The sequence below is a fragment of the Streptomyces sp. NPDC048461 genome (assembly GCF_055587105.1).
In genome coordinates this window covers 65039-82386 of the sequence record NZ_JBVJGW010000011.1, presented here as the reverse complement: position 1 = coordinate 82386, position 17348 = coordinate 65039, and the positions used below count along the sequence as shown (strand labels likewise).

Below are 17348 nucleotides of genomic sequence, written 5' to 3'. Positions count from 1 at the left end.
GTTGGGGGTTAGGCCGTACGGGGTCAGACGGCGGTCAAGCCCCGCGCCGCGAAGACGGTCTTCGCCGCGGCCACCTGCTCCACGGTGGGCGACGGCGTGTCGTGGAGGGTGAAGGGCATGTCCAGGGCCTCCCACTTGCTCTCGCCCAGCTTGTGGAACGGCAGCACGTCGACCCGCGAGACGTTGCCGAGCCCGGCCGCGAACGCGGCGACGCCCTCGACGTTCTCCCGGGCGTCCGTCAGACCCGGCACCAGCACGAAGCGCAGGTGCACCTCCTTGCCGAGGTCCGCGAGGCGGCGGGCGAAGTCCAGGGTGGGCTCCAGGGGGCGGCCGGTCACCTTCAGGTAGGTCTCCCGGTCCCAGGACTTGACGTCCAGCAGGACCAGGTCGACGTCGCGCAGCAGCGCGTCGTTGGCCCGCGCGCCGAGGTAGCCGGAGGTGTCGAGGGCGGTGTGCAGGCCGAGGTCGTTCTTCATCCGGTGCAGCAGTTCGCCGGCGAACACGGGCTGGAGCAGCGGTTCGCCGCCCGAGACGGTGGCGCCGCCGCCCGCGGCGGAGATGAAGCGGGTGTACTTGCGGGCCTCGGCGATGACGTCGTCCGCGGAGGTGCGCCTGCCGTTGCGCATCCGCAGGGTGTCGGGGTTGTGGCAGTACAGGCAGGCCAGCGGGCAGCCGGCCAGGAACGTCACGAAGCGGGTGCCGGGTCCGTCGACCCCGGTGGACAGGTCCCAGGAGTGCACCGAGCCCTCGCTCGGCCGCTGGGTCGCGGCGGCGGCCGGCGTGCGGGACGCACCGGCGGAAGCGGGGCCGGCCGCGGGGCCGGGGCCGGGGCCGACGACGGCGGCGTTGGCCTGGCCGACGGGGATGCTCGTACCGAAGAGGACGGTCATGGCAGGTGCTCCAGAGGTGATCCGGTATCCGTGGGAATCGCACGGCTCCGGGGCCGGGTGAGGGCCGGCCCCGGGCCGCGCGGCCGGTGGGGCTCCGGTGGGGCTCTACAGGGAGCCGTGGAAGGTGCGGTTCAGCACGTCGAGCTGCTGGGCCCGCGTGAGCCGGACGAAGTTCACCGCGTAGCCGCTGACCCGGATGGTCAGCTGCGGGTAGTTCTCCGGGTGCTCCATGGCGTCCATGAGCGTGTCGCGGTTCAGCACGTTCACGTTCATGTGGAAGCCGTCGACCGCCATGTAGCCGTCCAGTACGCCCGCCAGGTTCCTGATCCGCTCCTCGGGGGTGCGGCCCAGGCCGTCGGGGGTGACGGTGTTGGTCAGCGAGATGCCGTCCTCGGCGTCCTCGTACGGGAGCTTGGCGACCGACAGCGCCGAGGTGACGTAGCCGTGGGTGTCACGGCCGTTCATCGGGTTGGCGCCCGGGGAGAAGGGCTCGCCGGCGCGGCGTCCGTCCGGGGTGTTGCCGGTCTTCTTGCCGTAGACGACGTTCGAGGTGATGGTCAGCACGGACTGCGTGTGCTCGGCGCCGCGGTAGGTCTCGTGCTTGCGGATCTTCCGCATGAACTCCTCGACGAGCCACACCGCGATGCCGTCGACGCGGTCGTCGTTGTTGCCGTACGCCGGGTAGTCGCCCTCGACGGTGTAGTCGGTGACGAGCCCGGTCTCGTCGCGCAGCGCGCTGACCCTGGCGTACTTGATGGCGGACAGGGAGTCCGCGGCCACCGAGAGACCGGCGATGCCGCAGGCCATGGTGCGGCGCACGTCGCGGTCGTGGAGCGCCATCTCGATGCGCTCGTAGGCGTACCGGTCGTGCATGTAGTGGATGACGTTCAGGGCGTGGACGTACGTCTCGGCGAGCCATTCCATCTGCTCGTCGAACTTCGCCATGACCTCGTCGTAGTCCAGCACCTCGGAGGTCAGGGCGCCGGTCTCGGGGCCGACCTGGGCGCCGGACTTCTCGTCCCGGCCGCCGTTGACCGCATAGAGCAGGGTCTTGGCGAGGTTCACCCGGGCGCCGAAGAACTGCATCTGCTTGCCCACCGGCATCGCCGAGACGCAGCAGGCGATGGCGGTGTCGTCGCCGAAGCGCGGGCGCATCAGCTCGTCGGACTCGTACTGCACCGAGGAGGTGTCGATCGAGACGCGGGCGCAGAACTCCTTGAAGCCCTGCGGCAGCCGCGGCGACCAGAAGACCGTCATGTTCGGCTCGGGGGCGGGGCCGAGGTTGTAGAGGGTCTGGAGGTAGCGGAAGGAGGTCCGGGTGACCAGCGGGCGGCCGTCCTCGCCCATGCCGGCGATCGACTCGGTGACCCAGGTCGGGTCGCCCGAGAAGAGCTCGTCGTAGTCGGGGGTGCGCAGGAAGCGGACGATGCGGAGCTTGATGATGAAGTCGTCGACCAGCTCCTGGGCCTGCTCCTCGGTGAGGAGGCCGGCCTCGATGTCGCGCTGGAGGTAGACGTCGATGAAGGTGGAGGTGCGGCCCAGGGACATGGCCGCGCCGTTCTGCTCCTTCACCGCGGCCAGGTACGCGAAGTACATCCACTGGATGGCCTCGCGGCCGGTGGCGGCCGGTCCGGAGATGTCGTGGCCGTACGAGGCGGCCATCGCCTTCAGCTCGGCGAGCGCCCGGATCTGCTCCGAGAGCTCCTCGCGCAGCCGGATCGTCTCCTCCAGGGAACGGTCGCCCGCGGGGAGGGAGTTCAGCCCCTCCTTCTCCTCCTTCTTGACGGAGACGAGGCGGTCGATGCCGTAGAGGGCCACGCGGCGGTAGTCGCCGATGATCCGGCCGCGGCCGTAGGCGTCGGGCAGGCCGGTGACGACGCCGGCCTTGCGGGCGGCGCGGATCGCGGGGGTGTAGGCGTCGAAGACCCCGGCGTTGTGGGTCTTGCGGTACTCGGTGAAGACGCGCTCCAGGTCCTCGGAGACCGGGTAGCCGTACGTCTCCAGGGCGCCGGCCACCATGCGCCAGCCGCCGTACGGCATGATCGCGCGCTTCAGCGGGGCGTCGGTCTGGAGGCCGACGATGAGGTCCTTGTCGCGGTCGATGTAGCCGGGGGCGTGCGCGGTGATCGTCGACGGGATGTCGTACGCGACGTCGTAGACGCCCTTCTCGCGCTCCTCCGGGAACTTGTCCGTGATCGCCTTCCACACGGCGGTGGTGCGCTCGGTGGGACCGGCGAGGAAGGCGTCGTCACCCTCGTACGGCGTGTAGTTCTGCTGGATGAAGTCGCGGACGTCGACGGCGTCGCGCCACAGGCCGCCCTTGAAGCCGTCCCAGGCCTCGCCGTTCTTCGTGGTCACCGCAGGGGTGGCAGTCATCGCCCGCACCTTCTTCAGTCGCGTCGTTGCTTGTATCCATTGCACGCTTTTTGATCGATCATTTGGCGCCGCGTTGGTCCCGAGCTGGGGCCCGAAGGTCCCGCGATTCCCGCCCTCCAGCCTCCCCCACCCGGCTTGACCTGGCATTTCGAGCAGGTCAAAGGTCCCTCGTGTGCTTGTGAAAGCATTCACAAGAAATTTCGGACGGAGCTACGGAGGTACAGAGGACGGGAGGAACCAGGAACAGCACCCGGCGACGCTTCCGCAGCGTCTAGCTGGGCGCTTCCGCGCCCTTGCGGGCGTAGAACCACCAGGCCACCACCACGCACGAGGCGTAGAAGGCCACGAAGCCCCACATCGCGCTCGTCACGGCGAAGTTCGCGAACATCGCCGGGATGAAGAAGAAGCCGTACGCGGCGATGGCGGCCGTGAAGCCGGTCACCGCGCCGGACTCGATCTCCGCCTGCTTCAGGGCGCCGGCGTACTCCGGGGTGCCCTCGGTCAGACCCTTGAGGTGCTGCCCCCGGAAGATCACGGGGATCTGCCGGAAGGTCGAGCCGTTGCCGATGCCCGAGAAGAAGAAGGCCGACAGGAAGCAGAAGAAGAACCCGTAGAACGACCCCTGGTCGGAACCGGCCGGCAGGAAGGTGATCACGCCGATGATCGACGCGCCCATGCCCACGAAGGACAGGATCGTCACCCGGGCACCGCCCAGCTTGTCGGCGATCCAGCCGCCCGCCCAGCGGGCCAGCGCGCCCAGCGCCGGGCCCATCCAGGCGTAGGTGGCCACCGAGTACGCCGGGAAGGTGGTCTTGATCAGCAGCGGGAGCGCCGCCGCGAAGCCGATGAAGGAGCCGAAGGTGCCCACGTAGAGCCAGGTCATCACCCAGTTGTGCTTGCGCTTGAAGATGATCTTCTGCTGGCTGAAGGGCGTGGAGGCCACCTTCAGGTCGTTCTGCCCGAACCAGGCCACGGCCGCCAGCACGATCAGGACCGGCACCCACACGAAGGCGGCGTTCTGCAGGTAGATCTCCGAGCCGTCCGCCTTCTTCTGGCCCGCGCCGATCGCGAGGACCGAGGACGTGATCAGGATCGGGGTCAGGAGCTGGACGACCGAGACGCCGAGGTTGCCCAGGCCGCCGTTGATGCCGGTCGCGTTGCCCTTCTCCTGCTTCGGGTAGAAGAAGCCGATGTTCGCCAGCGAGGAGGAGAAGTTGGCGCCGCCGATGCCGCACAGGGCGGCGATGGCGATCATCGTGCCGTACGGGGTGTCCGGGTTCTGCACCGCGAAGCCCAGCCACAGCAGCGGGACGATCAGCACGACCGTGGAGATCGCCGTGAAGCGCCGCTGGCCGATCATCGGGCCGATGAACGTGTAGAGGATCCGCGCGGTGCCGCCGGTGATGCCGGGGACCGCCGTCAGCCAGAACAGCTGGGACTGCGAGAAGCCGAAGCCGACGTCCTTGAGGTTGGTCGCCGTGATGCTCCAGACCTGCCAGACCACGAAGGCCACGAGCAGGGCGGGCACCGCGATCCACAGGTTGCGGGTGGCGACCTTCTTCCCCGTGGAGCGCCAGAAGGACGGATCCTCCGGCGCCCAGTCCGTGATGGTGCGGCCGGGGCGGTACTGCGCCGGATCGGCGAACGACCTCTGCGCTTCCTTGGTGGCGGTACTCATTGCACTTCCTGAAGTCAAAGGGGCCTGACCTGCGAGAAAGGTCCTGACCTATCCAGACTCCGCTGCCCGGCACGCTCGCGGCAGAGGACAACGCACCGGGGGCGACGGCCCGAAGTCCCGTCGTCCCCGGTGCGTTGGTAGGCCGCGTGCCGGGTCCTCCGCCTCCCGCGGCCCTATGCCTCCGGTGTCACCCGGGCCAGCGAGACCTCCGGATCGTCCAGGCAGACCCCGGTCCGCAGGTCGAAGACCTGCTTGTGCATCGGCGAGGCCACCACCGGCACCCCTCCGCGCGTGCCCATGATGCCGTCGGCGATCACGTCCGCCCCGGAGTACGGGTCCCGGTTGCCGACCGCGTACACCCGGCCCCCGCGGTCCTTGAAGACCGCCGCCTCGGTGCCGTCCGCCCGCCGCGCCGTACGCCCCCGGCCCGGCTCCAGCACGGAGTCCGCCGCGCCGAAGTCCACCGCGCCGAGGTCCACGGCGCCGAACCGCTCCAGCGCCGCCGGGTCCTCCAGGACCGCCTGCCACTCGTCCTCGTACGCCGCCACGTGCCGCTCCATCTGCGCCTCCAGCTCGGCGCGGATCCCGAGCGAGTCCTCGATCAGGACCGACCGGAGGTGCTCCACGCCGGCCACCGGGCCGCCGAGCCGCTCGATCCAGGCCGCCGTGCGCTCCAGACGCTCGCCCGTGCGGACGTAGTACATGAGGAACCGGTCGACGAGGGCGAACAGTTCGTCCCGCGTCAGGTCCGCCGCCAGCAGGTCGGCGTGGCGCGGGGTCGCGCCCCCGTTGCCGCCGACGTACAGGTTCCAGCCCTTCGCGGTCGCGATGACGCCGACGTCCTTGCCGCGCGCCTCCGCGCACTCGCGCAGGCACCCCGAGACCCCGCCCTTGAACTTGTGCGGGGTGCGCAGGCCCCGGTACCGCAGCTCCAGGTCGACCGCCAGCCCGATCGAGTCCCCCTGCCCGAACCGGCAGAAGCGCGCCCCCACGCACGACTTCACCGCGCGCAGCGACTTCCCGTACGCCTGCCCGGACTCGAAGCCCGCGCCGCCCAGGCGGCGCCAGACGTCCGGGAGCTGCTCCTTGCGGACCCCGAAGAGGCCGATCCGCTGCGCTCCGGTGATCTTCGTGTAGAGGCCGTGGTCGCGGGCCGTCTCGCCCAGCGCGATGATCTGCTCGGCGGTGATCTCGCCGCCCGCGACGCGCGGGACCACCGAATAGGTGCCGTCCTTCTGGAGGTTGGCGAGGAACAGGTCGTTCGAGTCCTGCAACGACGCCTGCTCCCCCGCCAGGACGTGCCCGATCCCCAGCTCCGGGGCCAGCGAGGCCAGCACGTTGGCGACGACCGGCTTGCACACGGCGCAGCCCTCGCCGCCCTGCCCGTGCGCCTCCAGCAGCTCGGCGAAGCCGCGGATGCGCCCGGTGCGGACCTTCTCGTAGATCTCGGAGCGGGTGAGGGCGAAGTGCTCGCAGAGCCCGCGCGGCTTCTCGACGCCCCGCGCTTCCAGTTCGGCGTCGAGCACGGCCTGGAGGGTGCCGATGCAGCCGCCGCAGCCCGTGCCGGCCTTGGTGCACTTCTTCACGCCGCCGAGGTCGGTGAGGCCCTCGTCGGCCACCGCGCCGCGGACCTGTCCCTTGGTGACGTTGTGGCAGGAGCACACCACCGCGTCGTCGGGCAGCGCATCCGCGCCCGGCAGGGCCGCGCCCTCGGCGGCGGGAAGGATGAAGGCCTCCGGCGGGGCCGGCAGGTGGCGGCCCGCGTGCGGCTTCAGCGAGCCGTACGCCTCCGCGTCGCCGACCAGGATGCCGCCGAGCAGCGCCCCGTCCGGGCCGAGCAGCAGCTTCTTGTACACGCCCTCGCGGGCGTCGGAGAAGACGACCGCGACGGCCCCGTCGCGGCCCTCCGGCGCGAAGGGGTCGCCGAAGGAGGCCACGTCGGCGCCCATCAGCTTGAGCTTGGTGGAGGTGTCGGCCCCGGTGAAGGTCAGCTCGCCGGCCCCGGCCAGCGCCTCGGCGACCGTCTCGGCCATCTGGTAGCCCGGCGCGACCAGCCCGTACACCGTGCCGTCGGCGGTCTGCGCGCACTCGCCGATCGCGTAGACGTACGGGTCGCCGGTGCGGCAGTGCGCGTCCACGACCACCCCGCCGCGGTCCCCGACGGTCAGCCCGCACTCGCGCGCGAGGCGGTCGCGGGGGCGCACGCCCGCGGAGAAGACCACCACGTCCGCGCTGATGTCCTGGCCGTCGGTCAGCCGCAGGCTGACGGCCCTGCCGTCGCCGTCGGTGGCGACGGCGGCCGCGCCGACGCCCGTGTGCACGGCGACGCCCATGGACTCGATGGTGGCGCGCAGCGCGGCCGCGCCCCCGTCGTCCACCTGGAGGGGCATCAGGCGGGGCGCGAACTCCACGACGTGCGTGGTCAGGCCGAGGGTCCGCAGCGCGCCCGCCGCCTCCAGCCCGAGCAGTCCGCCGCCGACGACCACGCCGGTGCGGGCGTCCGCCGCGCGGGCGGTGAGCGCCGCGACGTCGTCGAGCGTGCGGTACGTGAAGCAGCCCTCGGCGCCGGCGCCCTCGATCGGCGGCACGAAGGGGTAGGAGCCGGTTGCCAGGACCAGGGCGTCGTAGCCGATGACGGCGCCCGAGCGGCTGGTGACCGTACGGGCGGCGGTGTCGATCCGCTCGGCCGGGTCGCCGAGGCGCAGGTCGATCCCGTGCCGCTCCAGGAAGCCGGGGGCGACGAGCGAGAGGTCTTCGCCGGTGGAGCCGGTGAACGCGGCGGACAGGTGGACCCGGTCGTAGGCGGGGCGCTCCTCCTCGGCGAGGACGGTCACCCGCCAGCCGGTGTCCCCCGGGCGGGCCGGGCCGGCGAGCGCGTCGCGTTCGGCGAGCGCCTCCAGCAGGCGGTGCCCCACCATGCCGTGGCCGATGACAACCAGCGTCTGCGCCATGGGTCTCACTCCGTGTGCCTGGTGTGTGGACGGATGTCCCCCTGCTCGACCGTAGGTCCGCGCCCCGGCCCGCGGCGCCCGAAAAGGGCCCCTCACCCCGGGGACACCGGCCCGTCCCGCGCGGGACCTGCGACCCGCGGCGGGGGCCCTTGGGCAGGCTCCCCGCGGCCCGCCGCGCGCCTAGCGTGGACAGGGTCCACCGCCCGGTGGAGCGAGGGGGTCCCGGCAGGTCCACGGAGGCACCAGATGCTCGTACTGGCCGTGCACGGCAGCGCGTCCCCGGCCGCCGCCGGGGTCTTCCGGCGGCTGACCGGCGCCGTCGAGGCGCTGAGCGGCGTCCGGCCGGTCGTCGGCCACCTCGACGTCCGATCGCCGTCCCTCGCGGACGTCGTCCGGACCCGTCCGCGCTCCGTGGTCGTCCCGCTGCTGCTCGGCGACGGCTACCACCGCCGCGTGGACGTCCCGGCGGTCCTGGCCGGCACCGGCTGCGTGCTGACCGAGGGGCTCGGCGGGGAGCGGGACGTCGCGCTCGCCCTGTACGGCCGGCTGCGCGAGGCGGAGCGCCGCCGCGGCCCGTACGCCCGCGCCGACGCCGTGGTCGTGGCCGGCGCGGGCTCCTCCCGCCCCGGCGGCACCCGGGGTACGGAGCTCTGCGCCGCCGGGCTCGCCGCGCTGCTGGCGGACGACGGCGGTCCGGACCCCGTCCCGGTGGTACCCGCGTACCTGACGTCGGCGGGTCCGACCGTGCCCGAGGCGCTGGCCGCGCTCCGGGCGGCCGGGCACCGGCGGATCGCCGTGGCGGCGCACCTGCTGGCCCCGGGCCGGTTCACGGACGCGCTGGCGGGCTGCGGCGCGTGGACGGTGTCGCAGCCGCTGGCCGACCATCCGCGCGTGGCCCGGCTGGTGCTGGCGCGGTACGAGGCCTCCGCGCGGGGCACCGGAGCGGTCCGGGCCGCGCGCCTGGCCTGCTGAAGGCGGCGTTCCTGGTCTGCTGGCCGGTATGGCCTACTCACCCATGATCGCCCGCAGCCCCGACGAGGCGCACCGCGCGGCGACCCCGCTGGAGCTGTTCTTCGACCTGTGCTTCGTCGTCGCGATCGCCCAGTGCGGTGCCCGGCTGGTGCACGCGGTGGCCGAGGGGCACCCGCTGACCGGGGTGATCGGCTACTTCTTCGTCTTCTTCGGCGTGTGGTGGGCGTGGATGAACTTCACGTGGTTCGCCTCCGCCTACGACTGCGACGACGTCCCGTACCGGATCGCGACGCTGGTCCAGATCGCGGGCGTCCTCGTCTACGCGGCGGGCGTCACCCGGGCCTCCGACGACAACGACTGGACGGTGGCCGTCATCGGCTACCTGATCATGCGCGTGGCGCTGACCGCCCAGTGGCTGCGGGCCGCGGCCGGGGAGAGCGGCCCGGCCCGCAGGGCGGCCCTGACGTACGCCGCGGGACTGGTGGTCTGCCAGGCGGGCTGGGTGGCGCTGCTGTTCGCCCCCGGCGACCTGAAGCGGTGGCTGTTCCTGGTGGTGGCCGCGGCCGAGCTGCTGGTCCCGGTGGTGGCCGAGCGCGGGCACCGGACGCCGTGGCACGCGCACCACATCGTGGAGCGGTACGGCCTGTTCACCATCATCGTGCTGGGCGAGACGATCGCCGCGAGCACGGTCGCCGTGAAGTCGGCGCTGGACGAGCACGAGGCCCTGGGCGAGCTGCTGCCCATCGCGGCCGGCGGCCTGCTGATCGTCTTCGCCGCGTGGTGGATCTACTTCGCCGTCCCCATGCACCGGCGGCTGACCTCCAACCGCGAGGCGATCCCGTGGGGCTACGGCCATCTGCTGATCTTCGCCTCGGGGGCGGCGATCGGGGCGGGCATCGAGGTCGCGGTCGAGCACGCGGTCGGCAAGGCGCACATCTCGCAGGTCGCGGCGAACGCCGCCGTCACCATCCCGTCCGCGCTGTTCCTGCTGATGGTGTGGCTGCTGCACTCGCGCTACTTCAAGCGCGGTGTCGCCGAGCAGCTGACCCTGCCGCTCTCCGCCCTCGTGATCCTGGCCTGCACCTGGGCCGGCCCGTACGCCGTCCTGTACGCGGGCCTCGCCGCGACGGCGACGATCGCCATCGGCCTGACCCTGGCCGGTCGGGACACCCGCCCCGACCACGTCGTGCTCTGACGCCCCGGCGGCGGGCGGCCCCGGCCCCCCGCTCCGGCGGGGCCCCGGCAACGGCTCCGCGCCGGGCCGTCACCCCCGCGCCGCCGCGACCGTTCTCCAGCGCGGCACAACGGCGCGACAGGAAGAGGCACGGCCATGACACTCCCGGCTCAGCGGCACGGCACCGGAACGGGACCCGGTCCCGGAGGGGAACTGGCCGAACCCGGCTTCTGGCAGCTCCCGCCGGAACACCGGCTGGCGGCCTTCGCCCGCCTCCGCGCCCTCGGCGCCCCCGTGTTCGTCCCCGAGGGGACCGGGCCCGGGCACTGGGCCCTCGTACGGCACGCCCAGGTGCAGGAGGCCAGCCGCCTGCCCAAGGTGTTCGCGAGCGCCCCCGGGGTGACCACCCCCGAACCGGCCCGGTGGGTGCGCGCGCTGTTCGGTGACTCGATGGTCAACCTGGACGGCCCCGACCACGCGCAGCTCCGCAAGATCGTCCAACGGGCCTTCACGCCCCGCCTGCTGGCGGCCGCCGAGGAGGACATCCACGCGGTGGCGGCCCGGATCGTGGACGACGTGCTCGACGAACGCCCGGACGAGTTCGTGTCGGCGGTGGCCTCCCGGCTTCCCCTGGAGGTCATCTGCAACATGATGGGCATCCCGGAGCGCCACCGCGCCGAGATCGCCGACCGCGTCAACCACGCCTCCGAGCACATCGGCGTGGAACGGGGCCTGGCGGCCCGGCTGCGGATGCCGGGGCGCGGCCTGCGGGCGCTGGCCCGGATGCAGCGGATGGTGGCGGGCATCGGCCGCGAGCGGCGCAAGAACCCCACCGACGACCTGATCTCGGCCCTGGTCCGCGCGAACGTCGACGGCCAGGCGCTCGGTGCCCGCCAACTCGGCGCGTTCTTCTCGCTCCTGATGGTCGCCGGGGTGGAGACCACCCGCAACGCGATCACCCACGGGCTGACCCTGCTGACCGACCATCCGGCCCAACGGGACCTGCTGCTCTCGGACTTCGAGGCGCACGCGGACGGCGCGGTGGACGAGATGATCCGCCACTCGACGCCGATCATCCAGTTCCGCAGGACGGTCGTCGCCGAACACACCATGGACGGGCACCTGTTCAGCCCGGGGGACAAGGTGGTCCTGTACTACGCCTCCGCCAACCGCGACGAGGCCGTCTTCCCGGACCCGGACGCCTTCGACATCACCCGCTCGCCCAATCCGCACCTGGGCTTCGGCGGCGGCGGCCCGCACTTCTGCCTGGGCGCGCACCTGGCGCGGGTGGAGATGCGGGCGCTCTTCCGCGAGCTGCTGACCCGGCCGGTCGGGCTGCGCGCGGTCGGCCTGCCCGACCTGGCGGGGTCGAACTTCGACAACCGGGTCCGCTCGCTCAGGTTCGCCTTCGAACGGCCCTGATTCCGGGGCCCCGGCCGCGGGATCCCCGGCCGGGGCCGGCCACCGGGCAGGCTGGGGGCCCGGCGGCCGGCGGTCGGCGGCCCGTCGCGGGTGTCAGACCTGGAGGGCGCGGGTGTCAGACCTGGAGGGTCTGCACCGCGATGACGCAGTGGGCGCTGCTGGTGAGCACTTCCTCGTCGCCCGCGAAGGCCTGCAGGATCTCCGCGGTCACCGGGCGTCCCGGGACCGCCTCGGGCCAGGCGCGCGTGGCGAAGAGGAAGTAGGCCTGCCCGCTCTCGTTGGCCGCCGCGACCCACTCGTCGGGGGCGGTGCAGGTCGCGTTCAGCCCCGGAAGGGTCAGCGTGACCTGATTGCCGGCCATCAGCACGATCTGGACCGCGAAGGTGCGCGGGCTGCGGGTCCCGTCCATGACCACGTCGCCGATGGGCAGGCCGATCTCCTCCAGCAGCCCGCGCGCGGCCGTCTCCCCGGCCTCCCGGCCCTCGGGGCCGTCGCCGAGCGTGTAGGCGAGGAGGTACGGGATGTCGTGCCCGTCGGAGGGGTCGCCGATCCAGGCGAGCACCGAAAGGGTGCCGAGGTGGGACCGGTCGATCTCGGCTTGAGTAGAAGTCATGCGCGCACCCTAGTGGCCCGGCGCCCGGCCCTTTCACGGCCTTTCACCCGGGCGGGCTAGACCTCCCAGAAACCCCCTCCGGAATTCGCCTGCGTGTTCGCGTCCTGGTACTGGAGGCGCGCGATGGAGGCGTTTTCCGGGATTTCGAACACCACCCACCCCTCGGCCCGCTCACCGACCGCGAGGGAATCGAAGACGAGCGGTTTGCCGGTCGTCAGCTCGCCGGTGGGCACCACCGCGTGGCGCTGCCCCGCGCTGTCGTGCGCCCACATGCGTCCGAGGGCCCCGTACGAGTCCCCGCCCACGTTGACGAACGACATCGAGGCCGCCACCCAGCGCTTGCCGGCGGGCGGCGCGAAGTTCTTCTCCACGCTGACCGCCGGGTCCACGTACGCGTTCAGCACCGCCTCCAGGTGGCGGCCGACCTGCTGCCCCCGCACCCGTACGGAGTCACCCACACGGGCGTCCTTCACGGCGGGCCGCCCGGGTTCCCCCTCGGCCCCCGGGGCGGCCCCCGCACCCGGCGCCCCGTCGTCCACCGGGACGGCGGGCGCAGCGGCGGGCGCGAGCGCGGCGCCCTCGGGGGCGCGCTGGCAGGCCGTGGCACCGAACAGGAGGAGCGGGAGCAGGGCGGCGGCGAGGAGCGGGGCGGGGACGGCGGACTGGCGCATGCGGAATCCCTTCGGGGATGTATTTCGGTCAGTCTCACGCGCCCGAGCGGGCAATTGCACACACCGACACGAGTGTGGGGAGCCCGCTGCCGCCCATATGCCAGCACAATGCGTTCCGGCGGATTCCCGCCGACCGAATCCGCACCCCGTCCACACCCGCGTCACCCTGGAGGAATTCATGCGCGTTTCCGGACCCCGCCTGGCTCTGGCGGGCCTTTCCGCACTGGCCGCCGCCACCGTTCTCACCGCCACCGCGAGCGCGGCCCACAACGGTAATGAGATTTCCGTACAGCGCGATGCGCAGATCGGAGAACAGGGCACCGTCACTCTTTCCGGCACCTACCGCTGCACCCCGCCGTCACCCATGGGGACGGTTCAGATCGCGGCCACCCTCGTCCAGGAGGGCACGAAGCTGGGCTTCGGCGGCGGCGAGGCCGACTGCGACGGCCAGGTGCACCGCTGGGAGGCCACGGGCACGCTGCGCCTGACGCCCGACGTCCACCCGGGCCGGGCCGGCGCCGAGGTCCGCCTCCAGGAGATCGGCCGCTCGGGCGGGCTGCTCCCGACGCGGCTCAGCACCGTCGCGGAGGACCGCCGGGACATCGAACTCCACGCGCACCGCTGACCGGAACGGGCCCGCGCGCGGGACCGGTGGCCGCCGCTACCGGCACTCGGGCGCGACGCCCGTCATCGACATGAACGCGGTCGACTGGCATCCGGGGTCCGCGTGCGGGCGCCCCGTCGTCCAGTCCACGACCGTCGGCACCCCGGCCGCCAGCAGGAGCAGCGCCAGGATTCCCGTCGCGGCTCCCTTGCTCAGCCTGCGCACGGCACGGTCCCACTCGAAGACTTCCGTTCCATGACCGCATCATCACCCGCCCCCGGGCGCCCCACAACTCGGCGTGAGCGCACGGTCACCCCGCGCTCCGGGGGCTTCCCCCGGCGTCGAACTCGCACCAGACCGCCTTGCCGTCGCCCCGGGACTCCACGCCCCAGTGCGTCGCCAGCGCATCCACCAGCAGCAGACCGCGGCCCGTCGTGGCGGCCTCACCGGGGGTGCGCCGGCGGGGCCACACGCTGGAGCGGTCCTTGACCCACAGCCGGATCCGGCGCACCGGCTCCGGCAGCACCTCCATGGTCAGCACCGCTCCGCCGTCCGTGTGAAGCAGCGCGTTGACCAGCAGTTCCCCGGCCGCCAGCTCGACGTCGTCGGCGAGCTCGGGCACGCCCCAGTCGCGCAGCGCCTGCCGCAGGGCGTAGCGGGCCTCGGAGAGCCCCTCGGGGTCGGCCTGGTGGATGTACTGGTGGATGCGCGGCGCCCGGTGCGTGCCCGGGTCGGGGGCCCGGCGCAGCACCAGCAGGGCCACGTCGTCCCCGGAGCCCCAGCGCTCCCACAGCCGGTCCAGGAGGTGGTCGGCGAGGGCCCCGGCCTCCTGCGGGCCGCTGCGCACGGCGTGCGCGAGGGACTCCATGCCCTGGGTGATGGTGGTGCCGGGCTCCTCCACCAGGCCGTCCGTGCAGAGCACCAGCGTCTCCCCGGGGACGAGGTCGAGCCGCGTCTCGGGGAACTCCTCCTGTGCGAAGTGCGTGGCCAGGCCCAGCGGCAGACCGCCGCGCACGTTGGGCCAGCCCGTGCGCCCGTCCGTGTGGCGGATCAGCGGGCCGAGGTGGCCGGCGCGGACCGCCCGTACGCCTCCGGACTCCAGGTCCACCTGCGCGTACATGCAGGTCGCGAAGCGCTCGGTGTCCAGTTCGGCCAGGAACCGCGAGGCCCGCGCCAGCACCGTGGACGGCGGGTGGCCCTCCCCCGCGTACGCCCGCAGCGCGATCCGGAGCTGACCCATGATGGCGGCCGCGTGCGTGTCGTGGCCCTGTACGTCGCCGACCACGATGCCGACCCGGTCGCGGGGCAGGGAGATCACGTCGTACCAGTCCCCGCCGACCTCCCGCCCGCTCCACGCGGCGTGGTAGCGCACCGCGATCTCCCCGCCCGTGATCTCGGGGATCCGGCGCGGCAGCATCGCCGCCTGGAGGCCGGTGGCGAACTCCCGCTCCTGGTCGAACAGGAGCGCCCGCTGGAGCGACTGGGCCACGATGCCGGCCAGGCCCAGGCACAGGTTGCGCTCCTCCGGGCTGAACTCGGTGCGCCGGCGGTAGAAGAGCACCAGCCCGCCGATGGCCCGGGCCTGTGCGATCAGCGGCAGGTAGGCGGCGGCGTCGTACCGGATCCGGCCGAGGTAGTCCCGCAGCAGCGGGAACTCCTCGCCGAGCGCGGCGAGCGAGGTGACGAAGCGCGCCCGGCGGGTGAGGACCGTCTGCGACAGCGGCAGCGAGCCGTCCAGCCGGGTCGTGCTGCGCTCGTCGAGGATCTCCAGGGACTCCCCGCTCATCGCGATCATCTTCATCGTGCCGCCCTCGACGAGGCCCAGGGCCAGCCCGTCCGCGCCGAGCCGTTCCAGCGCGCCGGCCCCGGTCAGCGCGGCCGTCACGTCGTCGACCGTCACCGCCCGCGACAGGGCGTCCGTGGTCCGCTGCACGATCGTCGACTGCTGGGCGCGGGCCGACTCCAGCTTGCGCAGCTGCGTCGCCTGGGCCAGTTCGGCCGTGGCGTCGCGGACGATGCCCACGATCCGGTGGGCCCGCCCGTCCGCGTCCCGCAGCACCCGGCCCTGGGTGTGCGTCCACTGGTCGCGGCCGTCCCGGCGCTGCACCGTGAAGTACGCCCCGTACGTCTCGGCGCCGCTGTCCAGGGCGGCCACCACCGTCTCGCCCAGCCGGGCGCCGTCCTCGGGCGGGATCCGCACCCCGAGCCCTTCCGGCGTGCCGTCGAACTCGGCGGGCTCCAGGTCGAAGACGGTCATCCCGGCCTCGTCCAGCGCCAGGGTCCCGTCGCCGAGGTCCCACTCGAAGCTGCCCATGCCGTTCAGCGCGAGCCGCTCGCCCGGTCCGGTCAGGGGGGACGGCCGGCGCCGCCCGGCGCTGTCTCGCTCCGCCGCTGCCAAGAGACTCACACCACCTAACGGCCCGGCCAGTACGGCTGGGAGATCAGCCGCTCCCACTCCTCGTCAGGATGCCCCGGAAGGGTCCGTCCGGCCTCCCGCCAGCGCGTGACGAGCGACAGGTAGATCGGCGGCTGGGCGGGGTGGGCGGGCGCCGGGTACGCGGGACGGTCGTACCCGGCGGCGCGGGCGGGGCGGTCGTACCCGGCGTTCCGGACCGCGGGCTGTTCGCCGCGGCTGGCGGGGATCCGTACCCAGCCTCTGCCCTGTGCTCGCTCCCCGCTCATCGCGGACCCCTCTCACGCGGCTCTCACCGCAGGTACGTCTTCGGATGCCCGGCCGTGGCGCGGTCGGTCCGTGCGGCGCCGGTGGAGCCCGGCAGCGGACCCCCGGCACCGAGGCGCCTGCGGACTCCTCCCACCAGTCTCCCCGCCGTGAAGCCCGCACCGTGCACGAATCGCATGGAAGGGCCGAATGAGGGAGCCGTCAGCAGCCCCGCGAAGAAGAGTCCGGGCCACGAGGACTCGAATCCGGCGCTCAGCTCCGGCGTACGGCTCTGCCCCACCGTCTCCAGCGCGTCCCGCAGCCCCGCGTCGAGCAGGCCGAGCCGGTCCAGGTCAGGGGTGAACCCGGTGGCCGCGATGACGTGTGCGGCGTCCAGCACCAGCGGCTCCCCGGACGGGGAGGTCAGCTCCAGGCGGGTGCGGTCGCCCACCGCGGACGCCCGGTGCAGCCGGTGCCCGAGAAGGGCCGGTACGCGCCGCTCGAACCGGTCCCGCAGCCACCAGGCGCCCGCCGGGCCCAGGGCGGTGGCCGCGATCCGCTCCCGGGTCGCGGCGGGCAGCCGGTGCACCGCCCAGGGCAGCTCCGACCACGCCCAGCTGCGCCAGCCGGTGCCGAGCCCGCTGTGCGGGGCCCGCAGGGCGCGCAGCGCGGGCCGGCTCAGGGGCTGTGGCACCGTGTTCCAGTTCAGCCGGTCCCGCCGGGCCACCAGGCACGGCCGGGCGCCCTGCTCGGCCAGCAGGGCGGCGGTCTCCAGGGCCGCCTGTCCGGCGCCGAGCACGGCGACCTCGCTCCCGGCGAAGCGGGACAGGTCCCGGTGGCCGCTGCTGTGCGAGTAGTGCGCGGGAGGCAGGTCCCGCAGCGCCCGGGGGTGGTGGACGAAGGGCATCACCCCGACCGCGAGGGCGACCGTACGGGTCAGGAGCGGCGGCCCCTCGGCCGTGTGGACGCGGAAGGCACCGCCGGACGGGGTCACTTCCGTGACGGTCACCTCCTCCACCTCGGGCACGGCGTGGCGGGCGAACCACATCCCGTACGCGCTGAACGTGCCGATCGGCAGCGGAGTGCCGTGCTCCGCGACCGTTCCGCGCGTCGCGCAGTAGTCGCCGAGGGTGTGCCGCCCGTCCGGTGCGGACAGGTTGGAGGACCAGGGCTCCGACTTCAGGTACATGCCGTCGGGCATGTGGTCGCGCCAGGAGGCCATGGGCCGCCCGAGCACGCGCACGCCGAGCCCGGCGCCCGCCGCGTGCGCGGCGATCGACAGCCCGTACGGGCCCGCGCCGACCACCACGAGATCGTCCATCCGCGTCACGGCCGTCC

Annotated in this window: 14 protein-coding genes; 4 read left to right on the top strand and 10 right to left on the bottom strand. The window is 73.2% G+C overall.

Features of this window, described 5'->3' with window-relative positions; translation table 11 throughout:
• Positions 1–23 precede the first annotated feature (23 nt).
• The 4 genes from pflA to nirB form a co-directional block, all read right to left on the bottom strand.
• The gene (pflA, locus tag ACZ6S8_RS20330) at positions 24–890 is read right to left on the bottom strand and encodes a pyruvate formate-lyase-activating protein (RefSeq protein ID WP_469457599.1); all 867 of its coding nucleotides are present in this window, start codon (positions 888–890) and stop codon (positions 24–26) included.
• 105 nt (positions 891–995) lie between these two features.
• On the bottom strand, positions 996–3266 hold the full coding sequence (gene pflB / locus ACZ6S8_RS20325; RefSeq protein ID WP_469457598.1) for a formate C-acetyltransferase: 2271 nt from the start codon (positions 3264–3266) through the stop codon (positions 996–998).
• Between the two features lie 271 nt (positions 3267–3537).
• Complete coding sequence (locus ACZ6S8_RS20320) at positions 3538–4944, bottom strand: MFS transporter (RefSeq protein ID WP_469457596.1); 1407 nt, start codon at positions 4942–4944, stop codon at positions 3538–3540.
• Positions 4945–5117: 173 nt separating this feature from the next.
• Entirely contained in the window at positions 5118–7895 is a 2778-nt protein-coding gene (gene nirB, locus ACZ6S8_RS20315) for a nitrite reductase large subunit NirB (RefSeq protein ID WP_469457593.1), read from the bottom strand.
• Positions 7896–8141: 246 nt separating this feature from the next.
• Between nirB and ACZ6S8_RS20310 the strand changes: the two genes are divergently transcribed.
• The 3 genes from ACZ6S8_RS20310 (at position 8142) to ACZ6S8_RS20300 (ending at position 11463) form a co-directional block, all read left to right on the top strand.
• The gene (locus ACZ6S8_RS20310; protein ID WP_469457591.1) at positions 8142–8867 is read left to right on the top strand and encodes a sirohydrochlorin chelatase; all 726 of its coding nucleotides are present in this window, start codon (positions 8142–8144) and stop codon (positions 8865–8867) included.
• Between the two features lie 28 nt (positions 8868–8895).
• The gene (locus ACZ6S8_RS20305) at positions 8896–10062 is read left to right on the top strand and encodes a low temperature requirement protein A (RefSeq protein ID WP_469457589.1); all 1167 of its coding nucleotides are present in this window, start codon (positions 8896–8898) and stop codon (positions 10060–10062) included.
• Between the two features lie 135 nt (positions 10063–10197).
• Positions 10198–11463 (top strand): cytochrome P450, encoded by a 1266-nt coding sequence (locus tag ACZ6S8_RS20300; RefSeq protein WP_469457587.1) that lies wholly within the window; start codon positions 10198–10200, stop codon positions 11461–11463.
• Positions 11464–11578: 115 nt separating this feature from the next.
• On the opposite strand, the gene ACZ6S8_RS20295 is transcribed toward ACZ6S8_RS20300, so the two are convergent.
• Both ACZ6S8_RS20295 and ACZ6S8_RS20290 read right to left on the bottom strand, forming a co-directional pair.
• A complete protein-coding gene (locus tag ACZ6S8_RS20295; RefSeq protein ID WP_469457585.1) occupies positions 11579–12076 on the bottom strand; it encodes a DUF5949 family protein in 498 nt (165 codons plus the stop codon).
• A gap of 56 nt (positions 12077–12132) precedes the next feature.
• Complete coding sequence (locus tag ACZ6S8_RS20290) at positions 12133–12747, bottom strand: DUF4352 domain-containing protein (RefSeq protein ID WP_469457583.1); 615 nt, start codon at positions 12745–12747, stop codon at positions 12133–12135.
• A gap of 178 nt (positions 12748–12925) precedes the next feature.
• Here ACZ6S8_RS20290 and ACZ6S8_RS20285 point away from each other — a divergent pair, with 178 nt between their 5' ends.
• Complete coding sequence (locus ACZ6S8_RS20285; protein WP_469457581.1) at positions 12926–13372, top strand: DUF6299 family protein; 447 nt, start codon at positions 12926–12928, stop codon at positions 13370–13372.
• Between the two features lie 36 nt (positions 13373–13408).
• On the opposite strand, the gene ACZ6S8_RS20280 is transcribed toward ACZ6S8_RS20285, so the two are convergent.
• The 4 genes from ACZ6S8_RS20280 to ACZ6S8_RS20265 form a co-directional block, all read right to left on the bottom strand.
• Positions 13409–13576: a hypothetical protein gene (locus ACZ6S8_RS20280; protein ID WP_383921939.1), complete on the bottom strand. Its 168-nt coding sequence runs from the start codon at positions 13574–13576 to the stop codon at positions 13409–13411.
• A gap of 85 nt (positions 13577–13661) precedes the next feature.
• The gene (locus ACZ6S8_RS20275) at positions 13662–15749 is read right to left on the bottom strand and encodes a SpoIIE family protein phosphatase (protein WP_469457886.1); all 2088 of its coding nucleotides are present in this window, start codon (positions 15747–15749) and stop codon (positions 13662–13664) included.
• 14 nt (positions 15750–15763) lie between these two features.
• Complete coding sequence (locus ACZ6S8_RS20270) at positions 15764–16033, bottom strand: hypothetical protein (RefSeq protein ID WP_469457579.1); 270 nt, start codon at positions 16031–16033, stop codon at positions 15764–15766.
• 23 nt (positions 16034–16056) lie between these two features.
• On the bottom strand, positions 16057–17331 hold the full coding sequence (locus ACZ6S8_RS20265) for an NAD(P)-binding domain-containing protein (protein WP_469457577.1): 1275 nt from the start codon (positions 17329–17331) through the stop codon (positions 16057–16059).
• Positions 17332–17348: the final 17 nt, after the last annotated feature.